The sequence below is a fragment of the Wolbachia endosymbiont (group A) of Limnophora tigrina genome (assembly GCF_964263225.1).
Taxonomy (GTDB): Bacteria; Pseudomonadota; Alphaproteobacteria; order Rickettsiales; family Anaplasmataceae; genus Wolbachia.
Genome location: NZ_OZ181654.1, coordinates 1,368,085 through 1,391,806 on the forward strand (window position 1 = coordinate 1,368,085; position 23,722 = coordinate 1,391,806).

At 32.8% G+C, this 23,722-nt stretch carries 23 protein-coding genes and 1 rRNA gene; 18 read left to right on the plus strand and 6 right to left on the minus strand.

Annotated elements, in window-relative coordinates:
- Positions 1-342: 342 nt before the first annotated feature.
- The 5 genes from ACE38P_RS06460 to purE form a co-directional block, all read right to left on the minus strand.
- Positions 343-1,806 (minus strand): DegQ family serine endoprotease, encoded by a 1,464-nt coding sequence (locus tag ACE38P_RS06460; protein WP_374699721.1) that lies wholly within the window; start codon positions 1,804-1,806, stop codon positions 343-345.
- A 3-nt stretch (positions 1,807-1,809) separates the two neighbouring features.
- Complete coding sequence (gene hflC, locus ACE38P_RS06465) at positions 1,810-2,682, minus strand: protease modulator HflC (protein ID WP_010407101.1); 873 nt, start codon at positions 2,680-2,682, stop codon at positions 1,810-1,812.
- Positions 2,683-2,684: 2 nt separating this feature from the next.
- The gene (gene hflK, locus ACE38P_RS06470) at positions 2,685-3,710 is read right to left on the minus strand and encodes an FtsH protease activity modulator HflK (RefSeq protein WP_264375971.1); all 1,026 of its coding nucleotides are present in this window, start codon (positions 3,708-3,710) and stop codon (positions 2,685-2,687) included.
- 414 nt (positions 3,711-4,124) lie between these two features.
- A complete protein-coding gene (gene mutL, locus ACE38P_RS06475) occupies positions 4,125-5,954 on the minus strand; it encodes a DNA mismatch repair endonuclease MutL (protein WP_052264667.1) in 1,830 nt (609 codons plus the stop codon).
- Positions 5,954-6,454 (minus strand): 5-(carboxyamino)imidazole ribonucleotide mutase, encoded by a 501-nt coding sequence (gene purE, locus ACE38P_RS06480; RefSeq protein WP_007302433.1) that lies wholly within the window; start codon positions 6,452-6,454, stop codon positions 5,954-5,956. Before purE ends, mutL begins: the two co-directional genes overlap by 1 nt.
- Before the next feature lie 861 nt (positions 6,455-7,315).
- Here purE and ACE38P_RS06485 point away from each other — a divergent pair.
- The 9 genes from ACE38P_RS06485 (at position 7,316) to ACE38P_RS06525 (ending at position 12,824) form a co-directional block, all read left to right on the plus strand.
- The gene (locus tag ACE38P_RS06485) at positions 7,316-7,612 is read left to right on the plus strand and encodes a helix-turn-helix domain-containing protein (RefSeq protein WP_064085421.1); all 297 of its coding nucleotides are present in this window, start codon (positions 7,316-7,318) and stop codon (positions 7,610-7,612) included.
- A gap of 60 nt (positions 7,613-7,672) precedes the next feature.
- Positions 7,673-8,065, plus strand: a complete 393-nt coding sequence (gene rpoZ / locus ACE38P_RS06490; protein WP_264682592.1) for a DNA-directed RNA polymerase subunit omega — start codon at positions 7,673-7,675, stop codon at positions 8,063-8,065.
- A gap of 29 nt (positions 8,066-8,094) precedes the next feature.
- On the plus strand, positions 8,095-8,340 hold the full coding sequence (locus ACE38P_RS06495) for a monovalent cation/H+ antiporter complex subunit F (protein ID WP_010404268.1): 246 nt from the start codon (positions 8,095-8,097) through the stop codon (positions 8,338-8,340).
- 6 nt (positions 8,341-8,346) lie between these two features.
- Entirely contained in the window at positions 8,347-8,619 is a 273-nt protein-coding gene (gene mnhG / locus ACE38P_RS06500) for a monovalent cation/H(+) antiporter subunit G (protein WP_064085418.1), read from the plus strand.
- Between the two features lie 11 nt (positions 8,620-8,630).
- A complete protein-coding gene (locus ACE38P_RS06505; protein ID WP_010404272.1) occupies positions 8,631-9,155 on the plus strand; it encodes a DUF4040 domain-containing protein in 525 nt (174 codons plus the stop codon).
- Positions 9,148-9,567 (plus strand): Na(+)/H(+) antiporter subunit B, encoded by a 420-nt coding sequence (locus tag ACE38P_RS06510; RefSeq protein WP_064085417.1) that lies wholly within the window; start codon positions 9,148-9,150, stop codon positions 9,565-9,567. Before ACE38P_RS06505 ends, ACE38P_RS06510 begins: the two co-directional genes overlap by 8 nt.
- On the plus strand, positions 9,564-9,866 hold the full coding sequence (locus ACE38P_RS06515; RefSeq protein WP_010404276.1) for a cation:proton antiporter subunit C: 303 nt from the start codon (positions 9,564-9,566) through the stop codon (positions 9,864-9,866). The genes ACE38P_RS06510 and ACE38P_RS06515 overlap by 4 nt, the downstream gene beginning before the upstream one ends.
- Before the next feature lie 139 nt (positions 9,867-10,005).
- Positions 10,006-11,904: an RNA polymerase sigma factor RpoD gene (gene rpoD, locus ACE38P_RS06520; protein ID WP_264376177.1), complete on the plus strand. Its 1,899-nt coding sequence runs from the start codon at positions 10,006-10,008 to the stop codon at positions 11,902-11,904.
- A 776-nt stretch (positions 11,905-12,680) separates the two neighbouring features.
- The gene (locus ACE38P_RS06525; protein ID WP_029237693.1) at positions 12,681-12,824 is read left to right on the plus strand and encodes a hypothetical protein; all 144 of its coding nucleotides are present in this window, start codon (positions 12,681-12,683) and stop codon (positions 12,822-12,824) included.
- Positions 12,825-13,533: 709 nt separating this feature from the next.
- Here the strand turns inward: ACE38P_RS06525 and ACE38P_RS06530 are convergent.
- Complete coding sequence (locus tag ACE38P_RS06530) at positions 13,534-14,151, minus strand: hypothetical protein (protein WP_211907729.1); 618 nt, start codon at positions 14,149-14,151, stop codon at positions 13,534-13,536.
- A 153-nt stretch (positions 14,152-14,304) separates the two neighbouring features.
- Here ACE38P_RS06530 and ACE38P_RS06535 point away from each other — a divergent pair.
- The 9 genes from ACE38P_RS06535 (at position 14,305) to atpG (ending at position 23,711) form a co-directional block, all read left to right on the plus strand.
- Positions 14,305-15,808, plus strand: a 16S ribosomal RNA gene (locus tag ACE38P_RS06535).
- 102 nt (positions 15,809-15,910) lie between these two features.
- On the plus strand, positions 15,911-16,288 hold the full coding sequence (sdhC, locus tag ACE38P_RS06540) for a succinate dehydrogenase, cytochrome b556 subunit (RefSeq protein WP_010407125.1): 378 nt from the start codon (positions 15,911-15,913) through the stop codon (positions 16,286-16,288).
- Entirely contained in the window at positions 16,285-16,650 is a 366-nt protein-coding gene (gene sdhD, locus ACE38P_RS06545; RefSeq protein WP_064085698.1) for a succinate dehydrogenase, hydrophobic membrane anchor protein, read from the plus strand. Before sdhC ends, sdhD begins: the two co-directional genes overlap by 4 nt.
- A 76-nt stretch (positions 16,651-16,726) precedes the next feature.
- Positions 16,727-17,974, plus strand: a complete 1,248-nt coding sequence (locus tag ACE38P_RS06550) for a hypothetical protein (protein WP_374699722.1) — start codon at positions 16,727-16,729, stop codon at positions 17,972-17,974.
- 109 nt (positions 17,975-18,083) lie between these two features.
- The gene (locus tag ACE38P_RS06555; RefSeq protein ID WP_353281628.1) at positions 18,084-19,385 is read left to right on the plus strand and encodes a sugar phosphate nucleotidyltransferase; all 1,302 of its coding nucleotides are present in this window, start codon (positions 18,084-18,086) and stop codon (positions 19,383-19,385) included.
- 116 nt (positions 19,386-19,501) lie between these two features.
- Positions 19,502-20,731: a lipoprotein-releasing ABC transporter permease subunit gene (locus ACE38P_RS06560; protein ID WP_374699723.1), complete on the plus strand. Its 1,230-nt coding sequence runs from the start codon at positions 19,502-19,504 to the stop codon at positions 20,729-20,731.
- Entirely contained in the window at positions 20,724-21,455 is a 732-nt protein-coding gene (locus ACE38P_RS06565; protein WP_226079284.1) for a hypothetical protein, read from the plus strand. Before ACE38P_RS06560 ends, ACE38P_RS06565 begins: the two co-directional genes overlap by 8 nt.
- Complete coding sequence (locus ACE38P_RS06570) at positions 21,452-22,672, plus strand: tetratricopeptide repeat protein (protein ID WP_010404310.1); 1,221 nt, start codon at positions 21,452-21,454, stop codon at positions 22,670-22,672. The genes ACE38P_RS06565 and ACE38P_RS06570 overlap by 4 nt, the downstream gene beginning before the upstream one ends.
- Positions 22,673-22,838: 166 nt before the next feature.
- A complete protein-coding gene (atpG, locus tag ACE38P_RS06575) occupies positions 22,839-23,711 on the plus strand; it encodes an ATP synthase F1 subunit gamma (protein WP_063630933.1) in 873 nt (290 codons plus the stop codon).
- The last annotated feature ends 11 nt before the right edge of the window (positions 23,712-23,722 follow it).

A 23,722-nucleotide genomic window follows, 5' to 3' on the forward strand; every position in this document is an offset into this window, starting at 1 on the left:
AATTTATGGGTATTAATTATTGATTAATAATGATGATCAGTAAATATAATTATATTTTACACTAATTTAATTATAAATTAACTTGTGAAAGAAAGTTATTTTTTTACAACTGAGCATAAAAATGCTTTATATTATCGAATTTCTTACCACTCCAGCTCTTTCATCTTATAGATGATGATGTTCCAGTGCTTGATACTGAAATCTAGTTCTTCCATAATCTCGTTGGAAACGTTTTCAGTATAGGGATAAATTTTATTAATCTACAGAAAAGCCCTCACCCTTAGGGTAAAGAAGCTAGTTAAATTTGTCAAGCAATTTTTTCATGACCAGCTAGATAAATAGCTACTTCTTCAATTTGATTGAAGTAAAAAACTGGTTTCCATTGCGGTAAATAAGCAACATTACTGAATCTTTGCCGTCTTTTTTTACTGCTGAATCAATTTGTTTTTGAAAATCATTAGTATTTTCAATATCGATTCCATCTAGTTGGATAATTATATCACCTTTCTTAATAACACGTAGTGTAGAATTACTACTACTATCTACACTAGTAACTACTACACCCTTTGTGGGTGCATTTTTTTTTAGTTCTTTTGGCAAATTTGAAACGGTTAAACCACTTATATAACTAGATGTTGATTTATTTTCTTCTTGATTATTACCTGAATCATCATTTGTAGATTCCTCGATTGCAACCTTGATATTGACTTCTTTACCTTTTCTAAGTAACTTAACCTGTACTTTCTTTCCGGGCTCAGTTCGTGAAACCATATGAGGTAATTGCGTCATTCTATCAATTTTTTTGCCGTCAAACTCTAATAGTATATCACCTACTTTGATTCCTCCTTTCTCTGCAGGACTGCCCTTTACTACGCTTGCAACTAATGCACCTTTGATATCTTTTAAACTCAAGGATTCAGCAAATTCTTTTGTTATAGGCTGAACTTGCACGCCAAGCCAACCATGTTTTATTTTTTTACCACTTTTTAATGTGTCAATAATTGAAATAGCTAGATTAGATGGTATAGCAAAGCCTATACCCACGTTACCGCCAGACTCAGATGGGGAATAAATAGCAGTATTAATACCTATAACTTTTCCATTTAGATGAAATAGTGGTCCCCCTGAGTTACCTCTATTAATTGCAGCATCAGTTTGAATAAATTCATTCATAGTACCAATACTAATGTCTCTAGATCTTGCAGACACAATTCCTGTACTTACAGAGCCACCCAAACCAAAAGGGTTGCCTATTGCAATAACTGTATCACCAACTCTTGCTTTATCAGAATTACCAAATTCAACAAAAGGAAGATCTTTATCAGAATTAATCTTAAGCACAGCAAGATCAGTTTTTGCATCATAGCCTAAAACTTCTCCTTTGAAATAAGTATTATCGTTCATAGTAACTGTAATATCTTGGGCATTTTTAATAACGTGATAGTTGGTTACTATGGTTCCACTTTTATCTATAATAAATCCAGACCCAAGTAACGTCACTTCTCTATTAATGCTAGGAGCTCTATCGAAAAATTGATCAAAATGCTCGAAAAATTCTCTAAAGTCATCAAAGAAATTATTTCTTGGCGTAAAGGGAATTTTAGTTCTACTGTTATTTTCTTGCTTAACTATTTGCTCACTTGAAATATTTACAACTGCGGGAATAAGTTCTTCCACTATATCAGCAAGCCCTTTATTACAACTACATACAGGATCTGCAACTGTTTTTGCAAACAGATTAGCATATGAAGAAAATGAAATTAAAAAATATGCAAATATAGATAAAATAAATGCTTTACTTTTCATAAACTATTTCCATCCCTTGTTCAAAATATCTAAGAAATTATTATTTGGTGAAAGCACAAATTTAGTATTACCCTCAGCAAATGATTTACTGTAAGCTTTCATAGAGCGATAAAAGTTAAAAAACTCTTCATCAACCTTGAATGCCTCATTATAGATTCTAGTTGCTTCAGCATAACCACGGCCTCTTATTTCATGTGATTCTTTTACTGCACTAGAGACAATTCCCCTTTTTAATTTATCAGCTTTTGATCTAATTTCTTGTCCAGCTTGTTCTCCTTCTGCTCTAATTTCTTTTGCTTCCTTTTCTCTTTCAGTTTGCATGCGGCGGAATATTGCAGAACTATTTTCTTCTGGTAGATCTGCTCTCTTAATTCTTACATCTATTATCTCTATGCCAAATTTTCCAGCTTCAGAATAAACTCCACGTTGAATTAATTGCATAACTTCTGATCTCTTTTCATTCAACAAACTAATTAATGAAAATCTTCCTATATTCTCCCTTATGTGAGCTTCTATGACAGGATATAATCTTCTAACTAGCCCTGATTCATTTTTCACAGTTTGATAAAAAGTAATAGGATCTATTATTTTATATTTTGCATAAGCATCTACTATAATACGCTTTTGATCTGCAGTTATCACTTCCCTTGGAGTTTTATCAGGACTTAAATCTAAAATTCTCTTATCAAGAAATTCTACGTTATTTATAAATGGCAATTTAAAATATAAACCACTGTCCCTAACATCTTTTACGACTTTACCGAGTTGTATAACTATTGCTTGTTTTGTTTCTTGAACAACGAAGATTGAATTAGATAAGGCAATCAATAATACAACAAATATAAAAGCAAAAACAATTTTTATATTACTACTCATGGCTATTTTCCTAAATTTGTAAGAGGTAAATAAGAGAACATACCTTTCAGATCGTCTGTTATAACAAACTTATCTACCTTGCTGAAAATATTTTCCATAGTTTCAAGATAAATACGATTCTTAACAAGAGAAGGATTTTGTCTATATTCTTCGTAAAGAGATAAAAAGCGATTTGCATTACCTTTTGCTTCATTTATTATTTCATTCTCGTATGCTTCTGCATCTAATTTTATCTTTATTGCTTCACCTTTTGCACGAGGTATAATATCATTACTGTAAGCGTATGCTTCGTTTATGGTACGCTCCTTATCTGCGCGAGCACTTTGTACATCCCTAAATGAGCTAATCACCTTTTCTGGTGGATCAATTTTTTTCATTTGAACGGATAAAATCTCTATACCCATTTGATATCCATCAAGAATCTGTTGCAATAAAATTATAGTATCTCTGGAAATTTCAGCCCTGCCTTGACCTTCGAGTGCAAAAGAGATCGTATTCTTACCTATTATTTCTCTCATAGCACTTTCAGCAGCATTTTTAACGCTAAAACCAGGTTTATAATCCCGCACTTTGAATAAATAATCTTTAGCATCCCTGACTCTCCATTGGACCTCAAAGTTAACGTTGACTATGTTCTCATCTCCGGTAAGCATCACTCCTTCACCACGATCTGTATCTCGCCCATAAGAGCTGCTTATCCCAATTTCTTCACGATTTACTTCTTTAACATTTACTTTAAAAACCTTACCAATAGGGTAGGGAAAGTGATAACGCAAACCAGATGTTTCTGTATTGGAATATTTGCCAAAAGTAAGTTCTATACCTTCCTCACTCGGATGGACAATATAGAAACCAGTACAAAGATAAAACAACAAAACAATAAAAATAATGAAATAAGGTTTTTTCCCTCTATTTCTGGTTAAGCCATTAAAAAAGCATCTTATATCAGACACAGCTTTACTTAAAATATCTTCATTACTTGAACCTGACGGTTTCTTTCCAAGATTCCAAGGATTACGCTCATCCATAAAAATTATTAATTGTATAACTAATACGCTGATATTACTTAATCTTATCAAAAAATGCAAAACTATTTTGTTTGCAGATTAATGATCGGAGTGAAGGATGTGATCATACACTTCCTTTTTCTCTATATGATATGGTCAATTCTACAGAATTTCTGGCTTTTTTTGAATTCTTTATTGTCGTTTTTGATAAGTATCTTTAGTTGTATATTAATTATTAACATAAAAGACAATGCCTGGGATTTAGGAAACTTAATTTTAATCAAGTAGCTGCATAATAAATCATCGTCAAGTAATAGAATGACATTATCTACTATACAAATTACCTGCAAATTGCAATGTTCGAACAATTGTGTATCTGAGTTTTGAGATGACGAAACTAGGGTTGTATAATCTATACACATTTGTGACAATTTCTTACCTTCGCTCAAATAACTTTTCAATATCGCTTAATTTCATTTCTATATAGGTTGGTCTTCCGTGATTGCATTGTCCAGAATATGGTGTTTTTTCTATTTGCCTCAACAACTCATTCATCTCCTCTAATTTCATCTTTCTACCTGCTCTAATTGATCCATGACAAGCAATTGTAGCTAGTATTTTATTTATTTTATCCTCTATAGGTAGAGTATCTTCTATTTCTATTAATCTATCCACTATATCAATTAGCATTTTCTTCACATCTATTGACCCTAAGATTGCAGGTATTTCTTTTACTATGATCGCATTTTCTGATTTAATTTCGATATCAAAGCCCATTTCGAAAAGCTTATCCTTATAAACTTCTATCATTTCCATACCGGCTTGACTTTTGATTTCAACCATTTCAGGCAAAAGAAGTTTTTGTCTTTTTATACTTGATTTCTCCTTTAAGCACTCGTATACTAGTCTTTCATGGGCTGCATGCTGATCTACTATAATTAGTTTGTCTCTTACCTCGGCAATAATATAAGTATTGTAGATTTGACAGTGTGCAAACCCAAGTGGATAGTCCCTTATTAGATCGGTTTGTTTCCTTTCCAAAATTGTAGTTTCTGCTCGTGGAGGAGATTTTTGCATACCAGTATAATCAAACGATTTTGAATGTTCTGATAAGCTTTTTGTCTCTATATTTGGAGAAGTAAATTCTCTCATTAACTGGTTTTCAAAAGGATCCGACCTTCTTCCATAAAATTCATTTTTAAGACTAGACCTACTAAAAGGATCTGATGATAGATGATTCGTTGTTGTTCCATTCTGGGCCAATACAGTTTCTGCAAGATCTATTCTCTTTGATAGCACTTTTATTAGCCCTCTTCTCACTATTTCATATATTAGCCTCTTGTTCTGAAACCTTACCTCTGATTTATTTGGATGCACATTTACATCAACTTGATCATACGGTATCTCTAAGTGCAGCGCTGCAAAAGGATATCTATTGCTTGGAATAAGGTCGTGATACGCATAACGAATTGCACCAATAAGTAGATTATCTTTAATTGGTCTACCATTAACAAATGTATAGATCTGAGTTGAATTGCTACGATTGACAGTAGGTTTACAGATGTATCCTGTAAGTCTAATGCCATCTTCTTCTTCACTAATTTGCAAAGAGTTTTCATGAAATTCTTCTTCTACTTCGCATAGCCTGCTAAATAATGAGTTCTGCTTAGCATACTTAAGAAGCTTCTTATTATCGGAGATAAGAGTAAACTCAATTCCATAATTGATCATTGCTAAGTTGTTTACAATATCAACAATGCTTTGTGTTTCTGCCCTTTCGGTTTTGAGAAATTTTAGTCTATTTGGTGTGGCAAAAAATAAATCTCGTACTTCAATATATGTTCCTATCGATAAAGGATAAGGAACAAGCTCTCCTATTTTTTCTCCCCCCTCATACCTTATAGACCATGCTTGATCTGCTTTGCTTGCCTTAGATGATAATTTTATTCTGCTTACTGCTGCAATTGAAGGCAAAGCTTCTCCTCTAAAGCCAAGATGCTTGATCTCTATCAATTCACTGTCACTCAATTTTGAAGTAGCATGGCGCATAAACGCAAGTTCTAAATCATCCTTTTTTACTCCGCTACCATCATCGATTACAGTAATGAGGTTACGCCCACCACTTTCTATCTTAATTTCTATCTCTGAGCTTCTGGCATCTATTGCATTTTCCACTAATTCCTTTACCACACTTGCAGGCCTTTCTATTACCTCTCCTGCTGCTATACGATTTATGGTTTTTGTATCTAAAAGAACTATTGCCATTATAATGTTGGTTTTTCTTTTACTGCTTTAGTTTGCCCCTCTCTCCATTTTTTTAATCTATCTGCAATTTCACTATTAGAAATCGACAATATAGATGCAGCAGTAATAGCGGCATTGCATGCTCCACTCTCTCCTATAGACATTGTTGCAACTGGAACACCTTTTGGCATCTGCACTATAGATAATAGACTATCTAGCCCATTTAATTGCTTGCTATGCACAGGAATACCGATAACAGGTAAATAAGTAAGCGATGCAGTCATACCAGGTAAATGAGCCGCTCCTCCTGCACCAGCTATAATAACCTTAAAGCCTTTTTCTTGAGCAGACTTAGTAAAATTAAAGAGTCTCTCTGGTGTTCTGTGTGCGGATATTATAAATACATCATGTGAAATTTCCAATTCTTTTAATAGGTTAATAGCATGCACCATAGTGCCATAATCCGACTCGCTTCCCATAATTACAGCAACATCCTTTTTCATTTTTTCTGTATTAGACATGATTTTATTTACTAACCAAATAGTATTTCAGAAGCAACAGATATTTAAATTAAATTACGAATATGATATAGCATTCTTATTAAATAGAAACTTTAAAAATTGAAATGAATCCCTATATTAAAATATAGAGGTATAAATTTCGGATATAAGGGTCTATTCATAATCTTTTTAGAAGCAAAGCGGTGGAAGCAAGAAGACGATTTGTAAGCTAGTATTGAATTTTGCTTATCACAATTGTCTACACTTTTCTATAAGAGTATTAGAGACTTACCTTTTGACAATACGGCAAAGATTTCTACAGTTACATCCTTTTATTTGTTTCTTTGCAATTACTTTTTTATATATGTTTCAAAACACTTTCTTTACTTCCGCTATGTTTTTTACTTCATTTATTAAAATAATCTTGCCATTTTGAAAACATTGTTGATTCACTGAAGCCACTTTTTAGGACCTGTAACACTATGTAAAATATATCCTAAATCTTCTTGATTTTGTTTCTTTCTACAGAACTCTACTCAGTTTTTCTCCTACTCATCTTGCTCTGTTTTCATAATTTACATACTCTATCTCCTGCTTTATTCCTTTCTTGAGATCATGTACAGTCTCTAAAACGAGTTTGTAAAATGATTATTTCTGTATTTTAAACTTTGCAATTTCAACTTATTCTCTTTAATAGTAAGTTTTTTACAAAATAATAGTTTGAAATTACTAGTATTTTGATAAAAATTATAGTCAATTTAAAATTTTGAGTATCAGTATATCATTATAGTTATTGACAAATTATATAATATTAATATATTGGTATATTAAATATTATGATATAATTTTAATAAAGCTAGTTGGTATGTGAGAGTAAAAATTATGGAAACAATATCATTAAACAATCTGGATAGTGAAGCAATAAAAAAAAAATTGCTGAGCATAATAAGTAAAATTATAGGAAAAAATACTTGGACTCAAGCTTGTGCGGCTGAGAAACTTGGTATTGATCAACCAAAGGTGTCACAAATTAAAAGTGGTAAGACAAGTGGTTTTTCTTTAGAGAGACTGTTAGGTTTTTTGAAAAAGCTTGATCATGAAATAACAATTACAATAACAGAAAATCAATCAGTAAAAGCTAAAGAAGAAAAAGTAGAATGTAGAATTGGATCTCAATAGATCCGAAGTTGACATCTTATTTTTTGTGATATAGTATAAAGTTTATCAAGGTAGTATTTTATGATTGAGTCTATTGTAGAAAAGTGTGTAGAACAGGTACACAACCGTTTTAAATTGGTTCTGCTAGCAAGTCAAAGAACGCATGATTTGAGTACAGGGGCAAGCGATCCCGTTGAAATGGTTAAGTTTAAAGATCATAAGGATACGATAGTTTCTTTATATGAAATAGCAGAAAAGAAGGTGAATACTCATGAGTTGTTTAACCTTTTGGTGAAAAGGTGCAAGGAGCACATGAAAGGAAACACAGATAATACTTATATTAATAGTCCAAGTAAGCTAGCAAATTTGTTAAATTTTTCTGATCATCAACTTAACACAAGTCTGGATGTAAGTCAAGAAAGCCACGATGATGAAATAGATGATCAAGATAGTGGTGAAGAAGTACCGATTTAGAAATCTGCAGAGGTTATAATAGCTTATAAATGATTAGTATTGCTATCTATGCGCTTTTGTTCTGTATGAGTGTAATGTTATGTTGTATAGTATTTAGGTCAAGTGATGTGTACAATAAGATTTTAGCATTCAATAGTTTATCAACACAAGTAGTTTTACTCATAACAGCAATATCGATTACTCTGAATGATTTTTTTTTAATTGATATAGCATTACTATATGCTAGCATCAGCTTTATATCAACTATAGCGCTAATGAGATTAATGTTGTTTTGATAATTTATGGTAGCATCCATTCTCATATTTTTAGGTGTTTGTTTAATATTCATTTCAAGCGTAGGAGTAGTAGTATTTCCTGATTTCTATACTAGACTACATGCTGCAGGTATTGCAGATTCTAGTGGCGCAATGTTGTTGTTGATTGGTTTTGCTTGGCAAAATGAATTTTCAATCAATACTATTAAAGTTATATTATTGATTTTTATAATATGGATAGCCAATTCAACTAACAGTTATATTTTAGCGCGTACTTATTATAAAAGTAAAGACTATTAAAGAAGGTTAAGATGCTAGAAATACTGAATCTAATATTACTTTTGCTGTTACTCACGGTTACAGTTTTTATAGTTCTTTCGAAACATTTGGTTGTAAGTGCTGTTCTAATGTGTGTATTTAGTTCACTTATTGCACTTATGTACTTGATTATGAATGCGCCAGATGTTGCAATTACTGAAGCTTCTGTTGGTGCAGGATTGAGCACAGTCTTTACGTTTGCAGCACTCTCTTTGGTAAAGAATTACAAAGCAAATTTATCTCATAGCCCCACAACACTTTTTTTTATGTTATTTTTGACTGCATGTTTATCATACTTTATGATTCAATTACCAGATTTTGGCAGTCATAATGCTCCAGTTCACTTGCACGTTGCTCCTTATTATGTAGAAAATACTGAAAAAGCTATTGGTATTCCTAATATAGTGACAGCTGTTTTAGCAAGCTTTCGTGGCTATGACACATTTGGAGAAACTATAGTAGTTTTTACTGCTGCACTTTGTATAATGTTAATATTAGAAGAGAAAGAAAGTGATTAAAGATCCGGTATTAAGTGCAGTAACATTTTTGATGATACCTTTTATCATTTTGTTTGGTTTATACATACAGTTTCATGGTGACTATACTCCAGGTGGAGGTTTTCAGGCGGGAATAATTATTGCTTCTGGGATAATATTATATTCTATGTTATTTGATATACCTACAACTTTAAAAGCAATACCTTACTCTATTATCAAATTTACTAACGTACTAGGTATTTTAACCTATGGAGGAGCTGGTATTATAACAGTTTTATTTGGCCAAAATTTTTTATCCTATAGTATATTGTCAGCTGATAGTAGAACAGGTCAAAAATTGGGTATTTTCTTAGTGGAGCTGGGTGTATTGCTTACCGTCTCTTCTTCCATGTTAATCATATATATAAATTTTGCTCGCAGGAAAAAACAATGACTCTATATAATTATGTAGGCATTACTATATTAATGGTGCTAGGTTTCTATATCATTGTAAATGATAAAAACTTAATCAAAAAAATGATGGGATTAAGTGTCTTACAAGCATCTGTTTTGTTGTTTTACATATCTTTAGGGTATGTAAAAAGTTCTTTACCTCCTATATTGACTTCAAATTTTCACTTATATACCAATCCTATACCTCACGTCTTAATGCTTACTGCTATAGTGGTTGGAATTGCAACATTTTCAGTTGGATTGTCCATAGTAGTAAGAATGGAGAGATTAGTTGATTAAGAAGAGTGTGAATAAATTGACAGTATCTTAAACTATATGAAGTAGCAAGTAACTATAAATTAAGAATAAAACTATAAGCTTGCTAATTGTAAGTTTATTTGATAAATAAGAAATAAAATTATAAACTGTAAAGGTAATGATGTCAACTATTAATGGTACGGAAGATAGGAAAAAGATCATCAAAGATCTTGTAACCAAAAGTATAAGAAAGGGCGGTTTTATCACTTTTGATGATATAAATGATAAGTTGTCAGATGAAAGTTTTCCACCTGATTTTATAGATGATACTATAGCTTTATTGCAAGACTCTGGAATTAACATACTCGAAAGTAGTGAAGATGAGGAAGAAGCTCCTTCTAATGATGATGGTAATAAGCTTGATGATGATGAGACATCGTTGAATACTACTACAACTTTAGTGCAAAATGATGATCCAGTAAGGATTTATTTACAAGATATGAGCTCTGTAAAGCTTTTGTCACGAGCAGATGAAATTAAGATAGCAAAAAAAATTGAATCTGAAAAGCATAACATGTTACGTGCAATAATTGAAACATCAGTGGCATTCAACATGATCAAAACATGGCGTGATGATTTAAGTGGGGGAACTTTTTTGCTGAGAGAAATGATAAATCTAGATGCAATTTATAACTCTGATTTCAATATGGTAGCCAAAGAAGAAAGTGAAGCTGAAGATGTTAAAGATTATGTTGATGATGAGGAAAAAGGCAACGATGAAAAGGGAAATGAGAGTGAAGATATAAGTTCAGCGAATTTAAACATTTCTGTTCTTGAAATGGAAAGTGATTTATTGCCAAAGGTTATCACAGCATTGGATGAGATCATTACTTTAACAAATGAAGCATTGGTATTGAAAAAAAATTCTAAAGATTTCTCTAATGAGCTAGAAAATTTATATAATCAAATATGGTCTGTAGCATTACAAATTCAGTTTAGTGATGCTGCTATTGCCAGAATTACACAAAAACTTTACGAAATAAATAGACTAATCACGTTTGAAGAAGCTAATCTTATTACTGAGGCTAGAAAGTACGATATTGATAGAGAAAGTTTCTATAATATTTATTGTGCTGTGCTTTTAGAGCACGAATTGAGCGAAATCAGTCTTTTAAAGAAGAATGAAAATCATTCCCTTTTTACAGGTGAATTAAAAAATAAATTCTTAAGGTTTATAAACGATAACTATGAATATATAGCTAGTGCCTTAAGAAATATTAAGAGTTATGTACAAGGAGATAAAGTACAAGAGTTTAAGGAGCTAATCAAGAGAATACAAAAACACGAACGAGAAGTCTCTGAAGCAAAGCAAGAGATGATAAAGGCTAATTTAAGGCTAGTGGTTTCAATTGCTAAAAAGTATTCAAAAAGAGGACTTGATCTACTTGACTTGATACAAGAAGGCAATATTGGTCTTATGAAGGCTGTAGATAAGTTTGATTACAAACGTGGATATAAATTTTCGACTTATGGTACTTGGTGGGTAAAACAATCAATAACTAGGGCAATACCTGAACAGTCTAAAGTAGTTAGAATACCAGTTCATATGGTGGAAATTATCAGTAAAATCAATAAAGCATTAAGAAAGATGACTCATGGAATGGGTAGAGAGCCAACATTAGAGGAATTAAGTATAGAATTGGCAATGCCGATAGAAAGAATACGTAAAGTTATGAAAATAGCAAGAGATCCAGTAAGTCTTGAAGCTCCAACAGGAAAGGATGATAGTAGTACCTTCGGTGATTGTATAGAAGATAAGCGAGTTTCTAAACCAGAGGATGCTGCAATACTTGCCGACTTGCGTGGCATTACGACCAATGTTCTTGCAACTTTAACACCAAAAGAAGAAAGAATTCTAAGGATGCGCTTTGGCCTTGGTAAAGATGGAAAGGAGCATACCTTAGAAGAAGTAGGAAAAATTTTTAATGTTACACGTGAAAGAATTAGGCAAATAGAGGCAAAAGCACTACGTAAGTTGAAACATCCAAGCCGTGCTAAAAAACTTAGAGGTTTCTTTTAAGGCAGAAGGGCTGCTCAAAAAATAGGTAAAATTCAGCCAAAGTTCTATAATTTTACCCTATTTTTCTTTTTTTATAGGCTTCATAGAGCAGTATGATTAGATATTGAATGTTATGGCAAATGAAAAGAATAACTCTAATTCAAAGTGTAAAAATTTTTGTGTTCTGGGTGATAGTTTATCTGATAATGGTGTAATTATTGAAATTTTAATAACTTATCCTTTGTAAGAAACGTGAAACTTAATGCCCCTTTTTATTAAGGAGGATTTTTAGCAATGGCCTTACTGTTGTTGAATATGTAGCAAGGTATTTAGGTTTAGAAGAATTTAAGTCATCATGGAGATGCTCATTTTTTGATCGATACTATGAACAGTAAGGTCATAACTATGCGATTTTATATGCAACAGCATCTGAAATTCTTAACCCTATTTTTTCTTATTTCCTCAATAAATTTCGTTTAGTTAATCAGCTAAACGCAGTAATTAAACATCATCCAGACGTAGGTAAAGGAGATTTTATTTTTCATTATAATCGAGGAAATAATATTATGGGTGCCACTGCTTATAACAATGTTAAAGCAGAAAAAGTATTAAAATAAAGCGGTTAGTGAAATATGTAATGCATTTGGTTCTAAATGAATATGGTGTAAAGCATGTGATTGTTGCAAATGTGACTGAGGTTGGTTTGATACTAGCTTTAATAAAGACGAAAAGCAAGAGAGCTGGCTGCAAAGCTTACACAGAGTTTCAATACAAAATTAGCTAATGATTTAGATTATATGAAGAAAGGTGCAGATCTTGAAATAAAAGCATTCGATCTTAATTCTAAAATGAAAAGTATGCTTGGTAAATATAAGAGCAAAGGGTTAAATGATCGAGATGCATACCTATCAAACATCGTAGACCAGTTTGGGGGAGGGTGATTTGGAAAAAGTATAAAGATACTCTTGTTGATATTTAAAGGAAGGCTTGATACTTACTATAATTCTGGATGCAGCACAGAAATACTAAAGGATTATTTCTTTTTTGATTATTTTTATCCAACTGCAGAACCTTATTGTGAAGTTGGTAATGAAATGTATGAGTTGATAAAAAATTAGATTTCTTTTAAACATCTTTACGGTTTGTAGTAACTATCTGCGTAGCTGAATGGTAAAGGGAGGGGGGTAAACAAAGTAATCTAAAATATAGAGAAAATACAACGGTGCTTGATACATAGCTATTGCGATTTTATCCTCTTTTTGTCATTTTAGTGCTAGAATGACATTCTGCGAGTGAAGTTTATTCTTTGATATATTAACTATAAATATAGAGAAGTCTTACTAAATAAAAAGGTAAAAGGAACCTCTGAGTAGTGAAATTTTGACTCTATATTACTGTAAGTGGTGCTGTAATAATGTTCTAACAAGCGCGACTTGGCTGAGTATAGAAAAAATTTAAAAAACCGCTATAATTTTACGTAATCTACCAATAAACACCTAAGTTTTTACTGGATTTTGTGATTGATCCTACAGTCAAAAACAAATTTTGAGTCATAAATACTTTTAGTGCCATAATAAAATAGGGAGGTTTGTCAAGTAAAGTTCTTTATTTCATCAGATGCGCTGCCAAATTGTTATGCAAGCAAGTTTTTTAGTTTTCGTATATCCGAAGTAATTCTTGTGCATTGGCCTTGATTAGAGTCGGACATTCTCTATCATTTAATAATGAATGCAATATTTCAATTGCACCTTTAATGTCGTTACTGTGTATCTTTACTATAGCGATAGCTTCTTGGCTTGAATAAGGGTACACTGCATTTGATTCTAAATTACTAATTTTATCTCTATTTGTTTTTTCATCGCTGGAGTGAAGTAAGCTCATTACTTCTAAGTATTGTGCTAACTCACGCAAAACATCAGGAGCATCTTTATCGTCTGCCAAATCATTATAAATAATAGATGCTGTGTCTGTTGGCATTGAATCTGAGATATGATTGAATGCGCGTTCAAAATTTGCTAAATACTCCCAATTTGAATCTATTTCTTCTAGCAGTGACTTATTATCTTTTTTTAAGAATAATACTTCGTAAAACTTGTCACCTGCAGTTATAGATTGTTTTGTGTTATCAATGTTGCGCAATAAGTATAATGTGATGCCAACTAACATTGGCGCGAGTGCAAGCAGAAAGATGTATTTTTTCATGGTAATATTCCAAATAGTTATATATTTATACATTAATGCTTTTGATTTGCAAAAACATATTGACATAGTGATTATATCACATAATAATATTCTTAGAGTTGTTTGAATAGTTGGAGATTAAAATATTTCTAAAGTAGAAATAAAGACAGCAGTATTAAGCTAAATTATTTTTTGTCGGATTTATCCGATGTACCCTCAACCTTTTATAGGTTGAAGTCTAAATTTGAGAGTTTGATCCTGGCTCAGAATGAACGCTGGCGGCAGGCCTAACACATGCAAGTCGAACGGAGTTATATTGTAGCTTGCTATGGTATAACTTAGTGGCAGACGGGTGAGTAATGTATAGGAATCTACCTAGTAGTACGGAATAATTGTTGGAAACGGCAACTAATACCGTATACGCCCTACGGGGGAAAAATTTATTGCTATTAGATGAGCCTATATTAGATTAGCTAGTTGGTGGAGTAATAGCCTACCAAGGCAATGATCTATAGCTGATCTGAGAGGATGATCAGCCACACTGGAACTGAGATACGGTCCAGACTCCTACGGGAGGCAGCAGTGGGGAATATTGGACAATGGGCGAAAGCCTGATCCAGCCATGCCGCATGAGTGAAGAAGGCCTTTGGGTTGTAAAGCTCTTTTAGTGAGGAAGATAATGACGGTACTCACAGAAGAAGTCCTGGCTAACTCCGTGCCAGCAGCCGCGGTAATACGGAGAGGGCTAGCGTTATTCGGAATTATTGGGCGTAAAGGGCGCGTAGGCTGGTTAATAAGTTAAAAGTGAAATCCCGAGGCTTAACCTTGGAATTGCTTTTAAAACTATTAATCTAGAGATTGAAAGAGGATAGAGGAATTCCTGATGTAGAGGTAAAATTCGTAAATATTAGGAGGAACACCAGTGGCGAAGGCGTCTATCTGGTTCAAATCTGACGCTGAAGCGCGAAGGCGTGGGGAGCAAACAGGATTAGATACCCTGGTAGTCCACGCTGTAAACGATGAATGTTAAATATGGGAAGTTTACTTTCTGTATTACAGCTAACGCGTTAAACATTCCGCCTGGGGACTACGGTCGCAAGATTAAAACTCAAAGGAATTGACGGGGACCCGCACAAGCGGTGGAGCATGTGGTTTAATTCGATGCAACGCGAAAAACCTTACCACTTCTTGACATGGAAATCATACCTATTCGAAGGGATAGGGTCGGTTCGGCCGGATTTTACACAAGTGTTGCATGGCTGTCGTCAGCTCGTGTCGTGAGATGTTGGGTTAAGTCCCGCAACGAGCGCAACCCTCATCCTTAGTTGCTATCAGGTAATGCTGAGTACTTTAAGGAAACTGCCAGTGATAAGCTGGAGGAAGGTGGGGATGATGTCAAGTCATCATGGCCTTTATGGAGTGGGCTACACACGTGCTACAATGGTGTCTACAATGGGCTGCAAGGTGCGCAAGCCTAAGCTAATCCCTAAAAGACATCTCAGTTCGGATTGTACTCTGCAACTCGAGTACATGAAGTTGGAATCGCTAGTAATCGTGGATCAGCATGCCACGGTGAATACGTTCTCGGGTCTTGTACACACTGCCCGTCACGCCATGGGAATTGGTTTCACTCGAAGCTAATGGCCTAACCGCAAGGAAGGAGTTATTTAAAGTGGGATCAGTGACTGGGGTGAAGTCGTAACAAGGTAGCAGTAGGGGAATCTGCAGCTGGATTACCTCCTTAGGCTTTGTACGTAATTCACCATTTCAAATAATAGTGTCATTATGTACTATACTGCTGTCTTTACTTCTACTTTATTTTTTAATTTCTCGATAACGAAATTTTATGAGTAACAGGCCTCTTTCCCCACATTTACAAATATATAAAGTACAAGTTACTAGTTTTTTTTCTATTATGCATAGATTGACTGGTATCTTGCTATTTCTTTTATTAATCATACTTTCTTGGTATTTTATATTATATGTTTACTCCCCTAAGTTAATTATAGTAAGGTGCTTAAATGCATTATTGTTCACTCCTGTTGCTAAATTAGCTTATATCTTATGCTTTGTAAGCTTTATGTATCATTTTCTTAATGGTATTCGTCATTTATTGTGGGATGCTGGGCTTAATTTAGAAATTGCTAGTGTTTTAAAAAGTGCTATATTACTAACAATAATGCTATTTCTTTCTACTATGGCTTTTTTATTTATATTTATATGAGTCAATCTGTAAATTCAGTACATCATTGGTGGATCCAGCGTGTTTCTGCGGTGATTTTGTTATTTTTATTTCCTTGGTTTATTTACTCATTTTCTTGCACATTTTATGTTGATAGCCCTTTATCTTTTAATGAAAAATTATTTCAGGCTATTAATCATCCACTAGAGCTTTTGTTTTTTGTTATACTGGTGTTTTGCATTTTTTGGCATGCAGTTCTTGGAATGCAGGTAGTGTGTGAAGATTATATAGACAGAGTACCTCTAAGGATTTTTACAATTACATGCATGAAATACTTATCAAGCATTACTTATATAGTCCTTGCTTTTACGACTTTTTTCTTTTATAGGCATATTTTCTTGTAAAGTTGCCAGTTCTATGTTAATATATTATTAGTGTACTAGTTTTATTATTGAACTATAGCGATTTTGGTTTAGCAATATGTTAGAGACATTGAAAAAGTGGGGAATAGACCTTACGCTAAAGGTGAAGGATCTATTTAGTTCATCTGAGTCTCAAGTTTATGTCAAAGACCTTAGAAAGGTAATGATATATGAGGATGGACGAAAGTGTCAATATCCAAAAAATTATGATCAGATTGTAGATTCTGGGAGAGTTGTAAAAAAAAATGACAAGCTTGTAAAAGATAAAGACGGAAATCCAGAGTACCAGCTTATATATAATGAATACAAATTTGATCTAGCCTTGGTTAAGGAAATTGATAAAAAATCTTACTTTGCTATTGACTTTTTAGTTAGTAAAGGTAGGCGTGAGGTTAATGATTATAGTAAATTTTATAAGCCATTTAAGTTTTCAAAAATAGATCTTGAAAAACACTTGCCGGTCTTTGAGGTTGATACTAAGTTACTTAGATTAACTAATTCTTCTTTTCTTGCTAAAAAAGGTTGCTTCATCAATGATGACACGGGAGAAGTTGATGAGAAAGATAGAGATGAAAAAGGAAGAAATGGAAAATTACTATACGCTAGTGATTACAAGAAGCTAAGCACCCATTTTTCAGAAATTAGAGATCAGGATGGTAATCTAGAGCTAGATAAAAGTCTTATATCTGTTTCTATCGTTTTTGCTACAAGCTTGGCTAAAGTTTGTACTAAATTGTTGACCTCTCTTCCTATAAAGTTAGGGGAGTATTTAATAAGCGAACAAAACCCAATTGCAAAGTCTTTTGGCTATCTTTTGTTCACCCCTGCAATGGCAGTAAAAAATTTAGTGAATATGGGAGCTACCATACTTAAGGCTCCAATTTTATTGTTTGTAGCAAATGAGAAAAAGTATGGTGATGCTTATCTTACTATGTGGAAACACCAATTGAAAGAATGTTGGAAAGAAGTAAAAAGCGACTTTAATGTTGTTACAAATGGGGAAAGGCCAAAGCCGAAGCAGAAGGATCATAAGCCACTTAGCATAGCGGGTACATGGAAAGAGCTTAACGCTAGAAAATCAGATATTGAAAAAAACTTAGAGAAGGGGTTGAGCAAAAATAGTGAAAGTATAGATAAATCTAGAGAACTAGGTGTTGGAGAAAGCTTAAAGGAAAAGTTGCAAAACAAAACTGATGAAAAAGTAGCTGCAGCCGTTAATCAAAAAAGCAACACTCCTCATATTGATAGAGAGATAGAAAGAAGACAAGACTCATCACGAAATGTAGGGACTCCATCACGCTCGTAGTCAACCATCACTTTAAATTACTTTTTACTTTAATCATCTCACAATAAAAACTTGCATGCATTTTGCCGTTAGTATAAGATATTAATCAAATAATTAATATCTTAATTAAATGCGCCCTGTAATACTGTGTGGTGGTAGTGGCAGCAGACTTTGGCCTCTATCTAAGCCAAAGCAATTTCAGAAAATATTTAGTCAGAATACTATGTTTCACAACACTTTGTTGAGGCTAAAAGGCGATTATATGCCACCCATCATTACCACAAATATACAATATGAGTCATTATTGATGCAGGAATTACATGCATTGCAGGAATATAAAGTAGTTTTTGAACCAGTTAAAATTGGGACAGCGGCAGCAATACTAATTGCTGTGCTTCTCTGCGATAGGAACGAGACAATCTTAGTTCTGCCTTCAGACCATTTTATAGGTGATTTGAATAGTTTTTATGTTTCTATTGAGAAAGCGTCTAAGCTAGCCTCTGAAACTGACTCTATAGTCACTTTTGGGATAAAGCCTCATGAATTCAATTCGGAATACGGCTATATAAATGCAGTATATGGTCAGAAAGGGAAATATCACATAGTAAAGAGCTTTATAGAAAAGCCTGAATATGAGCTGGACAATAATCATTATTGGAACTCTGGAATATTTGTGTTTAGAGCAAAACGCTATATAGATGAGATAAAAAAAATTGCTCCGACTCTCTATAATTTATGTTGTGAAAGTATGAAGCATTTTGTACCACGAGAGAGATTTCTGTATTTAGAACAGCAAAATTGTGCAGGAATGGGTGATACATCTATTGATCACCTAGTGATAGAAAAAGCAGAAAATATTGCAATGGTAGAAGCTAATTTTGATTGGATGGATATTGGTACTTGGAGTTCAGTTTTAGAACTGAGTAAGAGATTTAGTGAGAATTTAGTTTCATTTCAGCATGTAACAAAAGGAAGAGAGCCAGTTTTGATGACAGAAAATGATGAAAAGATTTTATTAGGTAGAGTTTATAAACGGCAAAATAAGAGCCTAATGTTGTTCATTAATAAAGTTAAAGAAGCAAAGCCAACAAGGAAAGAGATTAAGCCATGGGGATTTTATAGTGTGATTTTAATGGGTAAGGATTTTCTTATAAAATACCTTTTTATAAATCCACTGAGCTGCACTTCTAAGCAATTTCACCACTATAGAGATGAGTACCATATAATACTATCAGGGGTTGGATGCGTGAGTTTAGATGACAAAACATATGCTATAACAAAAAATCATGTAGTAGAGATTCCAAGGAAGGTGTTTCATAAAATTGAGAATAAAAGTACAAGATTTCCTCTTGAGATAGTTGAGTTTCAGGTAGGAAAGTTTTTATCTGATAATGATATAGTAAGATCGGACGATATATATGGAAGGTCTTAATATAGAATATTGAATATATTCTATAAGCTTGCTAAATTTAGACAACCTAATTTGAGGTAAAGGAAAAATTACAGTTATATGAAGCATAAAAAGTATGATATTTAAATCTTAGTATAATGTCTATTGCCTTTGAATTTACTATGGCTATTCGCTATTTGCGAGCAAAGAATTCTAGATTTTGCTCTATAATGGCCTTGTTTTCTATTATTGGTATTGCTCTTGGAGTTGCAACGCTAATAGTAGTAATGTCTGTAATGAATGGGTTCAGAGCAAAGCTGCTCGACTCTGTACTTGGCATTAATGGCCATATTAATGTTTACTTTGATAGAAGCATAAATTCAGATTACCACGCAGTGTTAAAATCTATTGAGAAAATCCCAGGTGTATTAAAAGCTACTTCTATGACCAATGATCAAGTGATCGTTGCATCAAATGGTGGAATTGTGGGTAGCGTAGTTCGTGGTGTATCAGCTAAAGACTTATTTAATAACACTACCGTTACAAATAATGTGATTGTGGGTAACGTGGAAAAATTCGATGAAGGTATCATAATAGGGGCAAGATTAGCAGAAGCTTTGAATATTGATTATGGTGATAACATTATGCTTATATCAACTGAAGGATTTGACGCACTGTCTGGTGAAATACCAAAAATGAAAGAATATAAAGTTGTAGCAATATTTGATATGGGTATGTTTGAGTACGACAATACCTTGATGTATATGCCCATGAAATCAGCTCAGGCTTTTTTTAATTATAAAGATAGTGTGAGAAATATAGAAGTGTTCATAGACGATATTGCTGCGGCTAATAAGCTAGCAAATGCTATAGTAGAAGAAACAGGAATGAAAGCTGAAAGTTGGCAATCTCAGCAAAGCCATTATGTTAATGCTTTAAAAACTGAAAGAAATGTGATGTTTTTAATTCTTACTTTGATTATAGTTGTGGCAGCATTCAATATTGTTTCAAGTTTGATGATGATAGTGCAAGAAAAGAAATCCGCAATTGCAATTATGCGTACGTTTGGTGCAACAAGTGGAAGCATTATGCGCATATTTTGTGCTTGTGGGCTATTAATTGGTTTTACAGGAACTTGTCTTGGCTCTGTTATAGGAGTTATTTTTTCTCTCAACATTGAAAATATTAGAGTGTTTTTAGAAAACATTACCAACATCAAGCTATTTGATCCTATGATATACTTTTTTTCAAGTTTGCCAGTGATATTAGTTTCTCAAGATGTAGTGAACATTTCTGCACTTGCATTGTTCTTGTCATTTTTAGCAACAATTCCTCCTGCATTGCAGGCAGCTGCACAAGACCCAGCGGAGATATTACGTTATGAATGATACTCGAAAAAAATGCATAGGTTGGTTCTTAATTATATTGTTATTTGTTAGCCATATTGCAATAAATAACATAATATTTTTCAAAATAAATCAGCAAGAAAGTGAAAATAGTATAAATGGTTTAACGGAAAAGATGGATGAACTTAGAGTATTGCTTGAAGTGAATCAATCTAGGGTAGAGAAAAGGATATTTGACTTAAAGAGAAATCTGCACACTCAATGTGAGCAAGGTGATGGTAGTTTAAGGCATAAGAACCTCGCAAAGTTGCTGCTACTTGTGATTAAGATGAAGAATTCGTTATTGCGAGAAGCCAAGTTTGATAATCATATAAATTCAATAAAGCCTTTGATATCAGAGCTTGACGATCCAGAGATAGAAAATGCAGTAAATGAATTGGAAAATTTGAAAGAGGTAGATACTTTACGCGGGTTGAAATTGTCTTTTGAGAAGAACATGACTGTTATTAACTACAATAAAAGTAACTTGTTTAAAAAAATCATTTCAAATTGGATAAAGATAGATGATCGTAGTGATCCACTCAGGTTAAAGCTTGCGGAAATTGAAGAATTAATAAGCGATAATGATTGGCAGAGCATAGCCACCGCAATAAGTGACTTAACATACCCAGAATTCAAACCATGGCTTAATAAATTGAATGATTTTATTGTAGCTTTCAAGAATACTTCAATAATATATCGTCACTTATTACAATACATCTCATGATTTATTTTATAATTTTTGCTTTTTCGTTTTTATTTGGCATATGGATCAAGGTAAGTGGTGAAGTAATAAAATTGGAATTAGGCAATTACACTATAAGTATTGATCTATATTTCGTTATTCTTGCTTGCGTAGTCTTATTATTTTTATTGATTGCAGTTGCACGTTTTTGTTCTTCTATTTCATCAACATTTGCTAACATAAAAAATAGAAGAAGAAGTAGGGAAGAATTGCTTCTCTTTGAAGCTTTCTTTAGCTTAGACTTAGGTAATATAGAGAACACCAATAAGCTAATTAAAAATCTAAATGAAGAAAGTGATAAATTATCTTTAGTAAAGCTCTTTAATTCAGGTAAAACGGGAAATTACAGCTTTTTCAGCCATAATTTAACGAGTATTGCAAGTAAAAATCGCAACTTAGCTCTACTTCTGATAAATAAACTGATTATTCACCTAAAGCAAGAAAGGTTAGTCTTTCAAAAATTTATAGAATATTGCTCTAGTTCAATTAATGATAAAATTTTGTCTATTCCCTTTCAAATAGAGCATTGTATATTGCAAGAAGATTGGATAAATGCAATTTCAAAGTTAAAGGAAGCTATCAAATTCAATATTTTTCTTCCCTTTGATCGTAAAAAGATGTTAGCGGTTTTTTATTGTGCTTTAGCAAAGCAATACGAAAGTAAAGGAAGTTTTTACAAAGCTATAGATTATTTAGCTAAAGCACAAAGTTATTATGCAACTTTTCAGCCCATCAATTATTTAAAGGCAGAATTATATATCAAGCTTGAAAAAATCAGAAAAGCTTCCACAGTATTAGAGGAAGAGTATAGAGTAAATCCTACTCCTCAATCAGCTAGAATGTATATCAAGTTAAATAATAAAGGCGCTGAAAGACTATATAACTTACGCCCTGATTATTATTTTAGTTATTGCTTGCTTGCTTTGTCTTCAATTAGCTTAGGGAAATATGATCTTGCAAGTCAGCATTTAGATATTGCTATGAAAAAAGCTAATTACATATCAATCTACCTTGTTATGGTACAGCTCAAGATTATGTTGCAAGAGTATGATCAAGCAATTTATTGGTTAAACAGGATGGACTCAGAAGCTGTGCCTGATCCAGGTTGGAAATGTGCTGATTGTAATAAAGAGCTAAAGCAATGGGATTATAAGTGCTCAAGTTGCAATAGTCTTAATTGTATTTACCTTATATTATAAGACTCCATAAGGTGTGATACTTTTACATCGAGATTGCTTTAATATAATCTTTATCTCAAAACAGTAAATCTGTGAGTTTCTTAGTTAGGTTTGACTCCAATGTCAAAAAAACTTGTTTTTAGACATTACCAGTTATATATTTTAATAAATTAGAATTATATACAAAATGAAGAGCTTAAAGGAATTATCCTTAAGAATTAAAAATATTAAGTCTGTGCAGAAAACCACGAAAATAATGCAAATGGTTTCTGCAGCAAAATTATTACAAAGCCAAAAGAAATTATCAAATTCAAAATTGCATATATCTAAGCTGCATAGCATTATTTCTTCACTAGCGCTATCAGCGGATCAAGAGTTACTAGCAAGAATTCTAAATATCAATAATGAAGATTCTTTCCTAGTATTTATTATTGCATCTGATCGTGGTTTATGTGGCAGCTTTAACTCCTCTGTTGTTAAATTCAGTCAGGAGCATATAAACAAATTAATTGCAAATGATAAGAAAGTAGACATTGTTTTTTTTGGTAAGAAAGCTTTTGAGACAGGCAAAAATAGATTTAATTCTAAAAATATCTTGAAGGTTGAAAATAGTAAGGGAATCACACTAAAGCGTGTGGAAGCCTTGGTTAGTGATATAGATCTAAGTAAATACAATAAAGTTAAGGTTTTTTACAGTAAATTCTATAATACCTTCATGCAAAAGCCAATATTAGAAACAATAAAACCATGGAGTAAAGACTCATTATTAATTGATAATTCTGTAGTTAGTCCTCTAACAGATTACAGCTATGAGTATGAACCACAAAATATTGAGTTTATTTTAAAATCTTTGACTCAAGATTATGTTACAGCTGCTCTTTATTCTGCTTTACTTGAAAGTGCAGCAAGTGAAAATAGTGCTAGGATGGTTGCTATGGAATCAGCAAACAGAAATACAAAAGAAATGCTAAATAAACTAGCATTACTTTATAATCGTTCTCGTCAAGCAGCAATTACAACTGATTTGATTGAAGTTATAGGTGGTGCAGAATCTTTATAGAAACTCAAGGA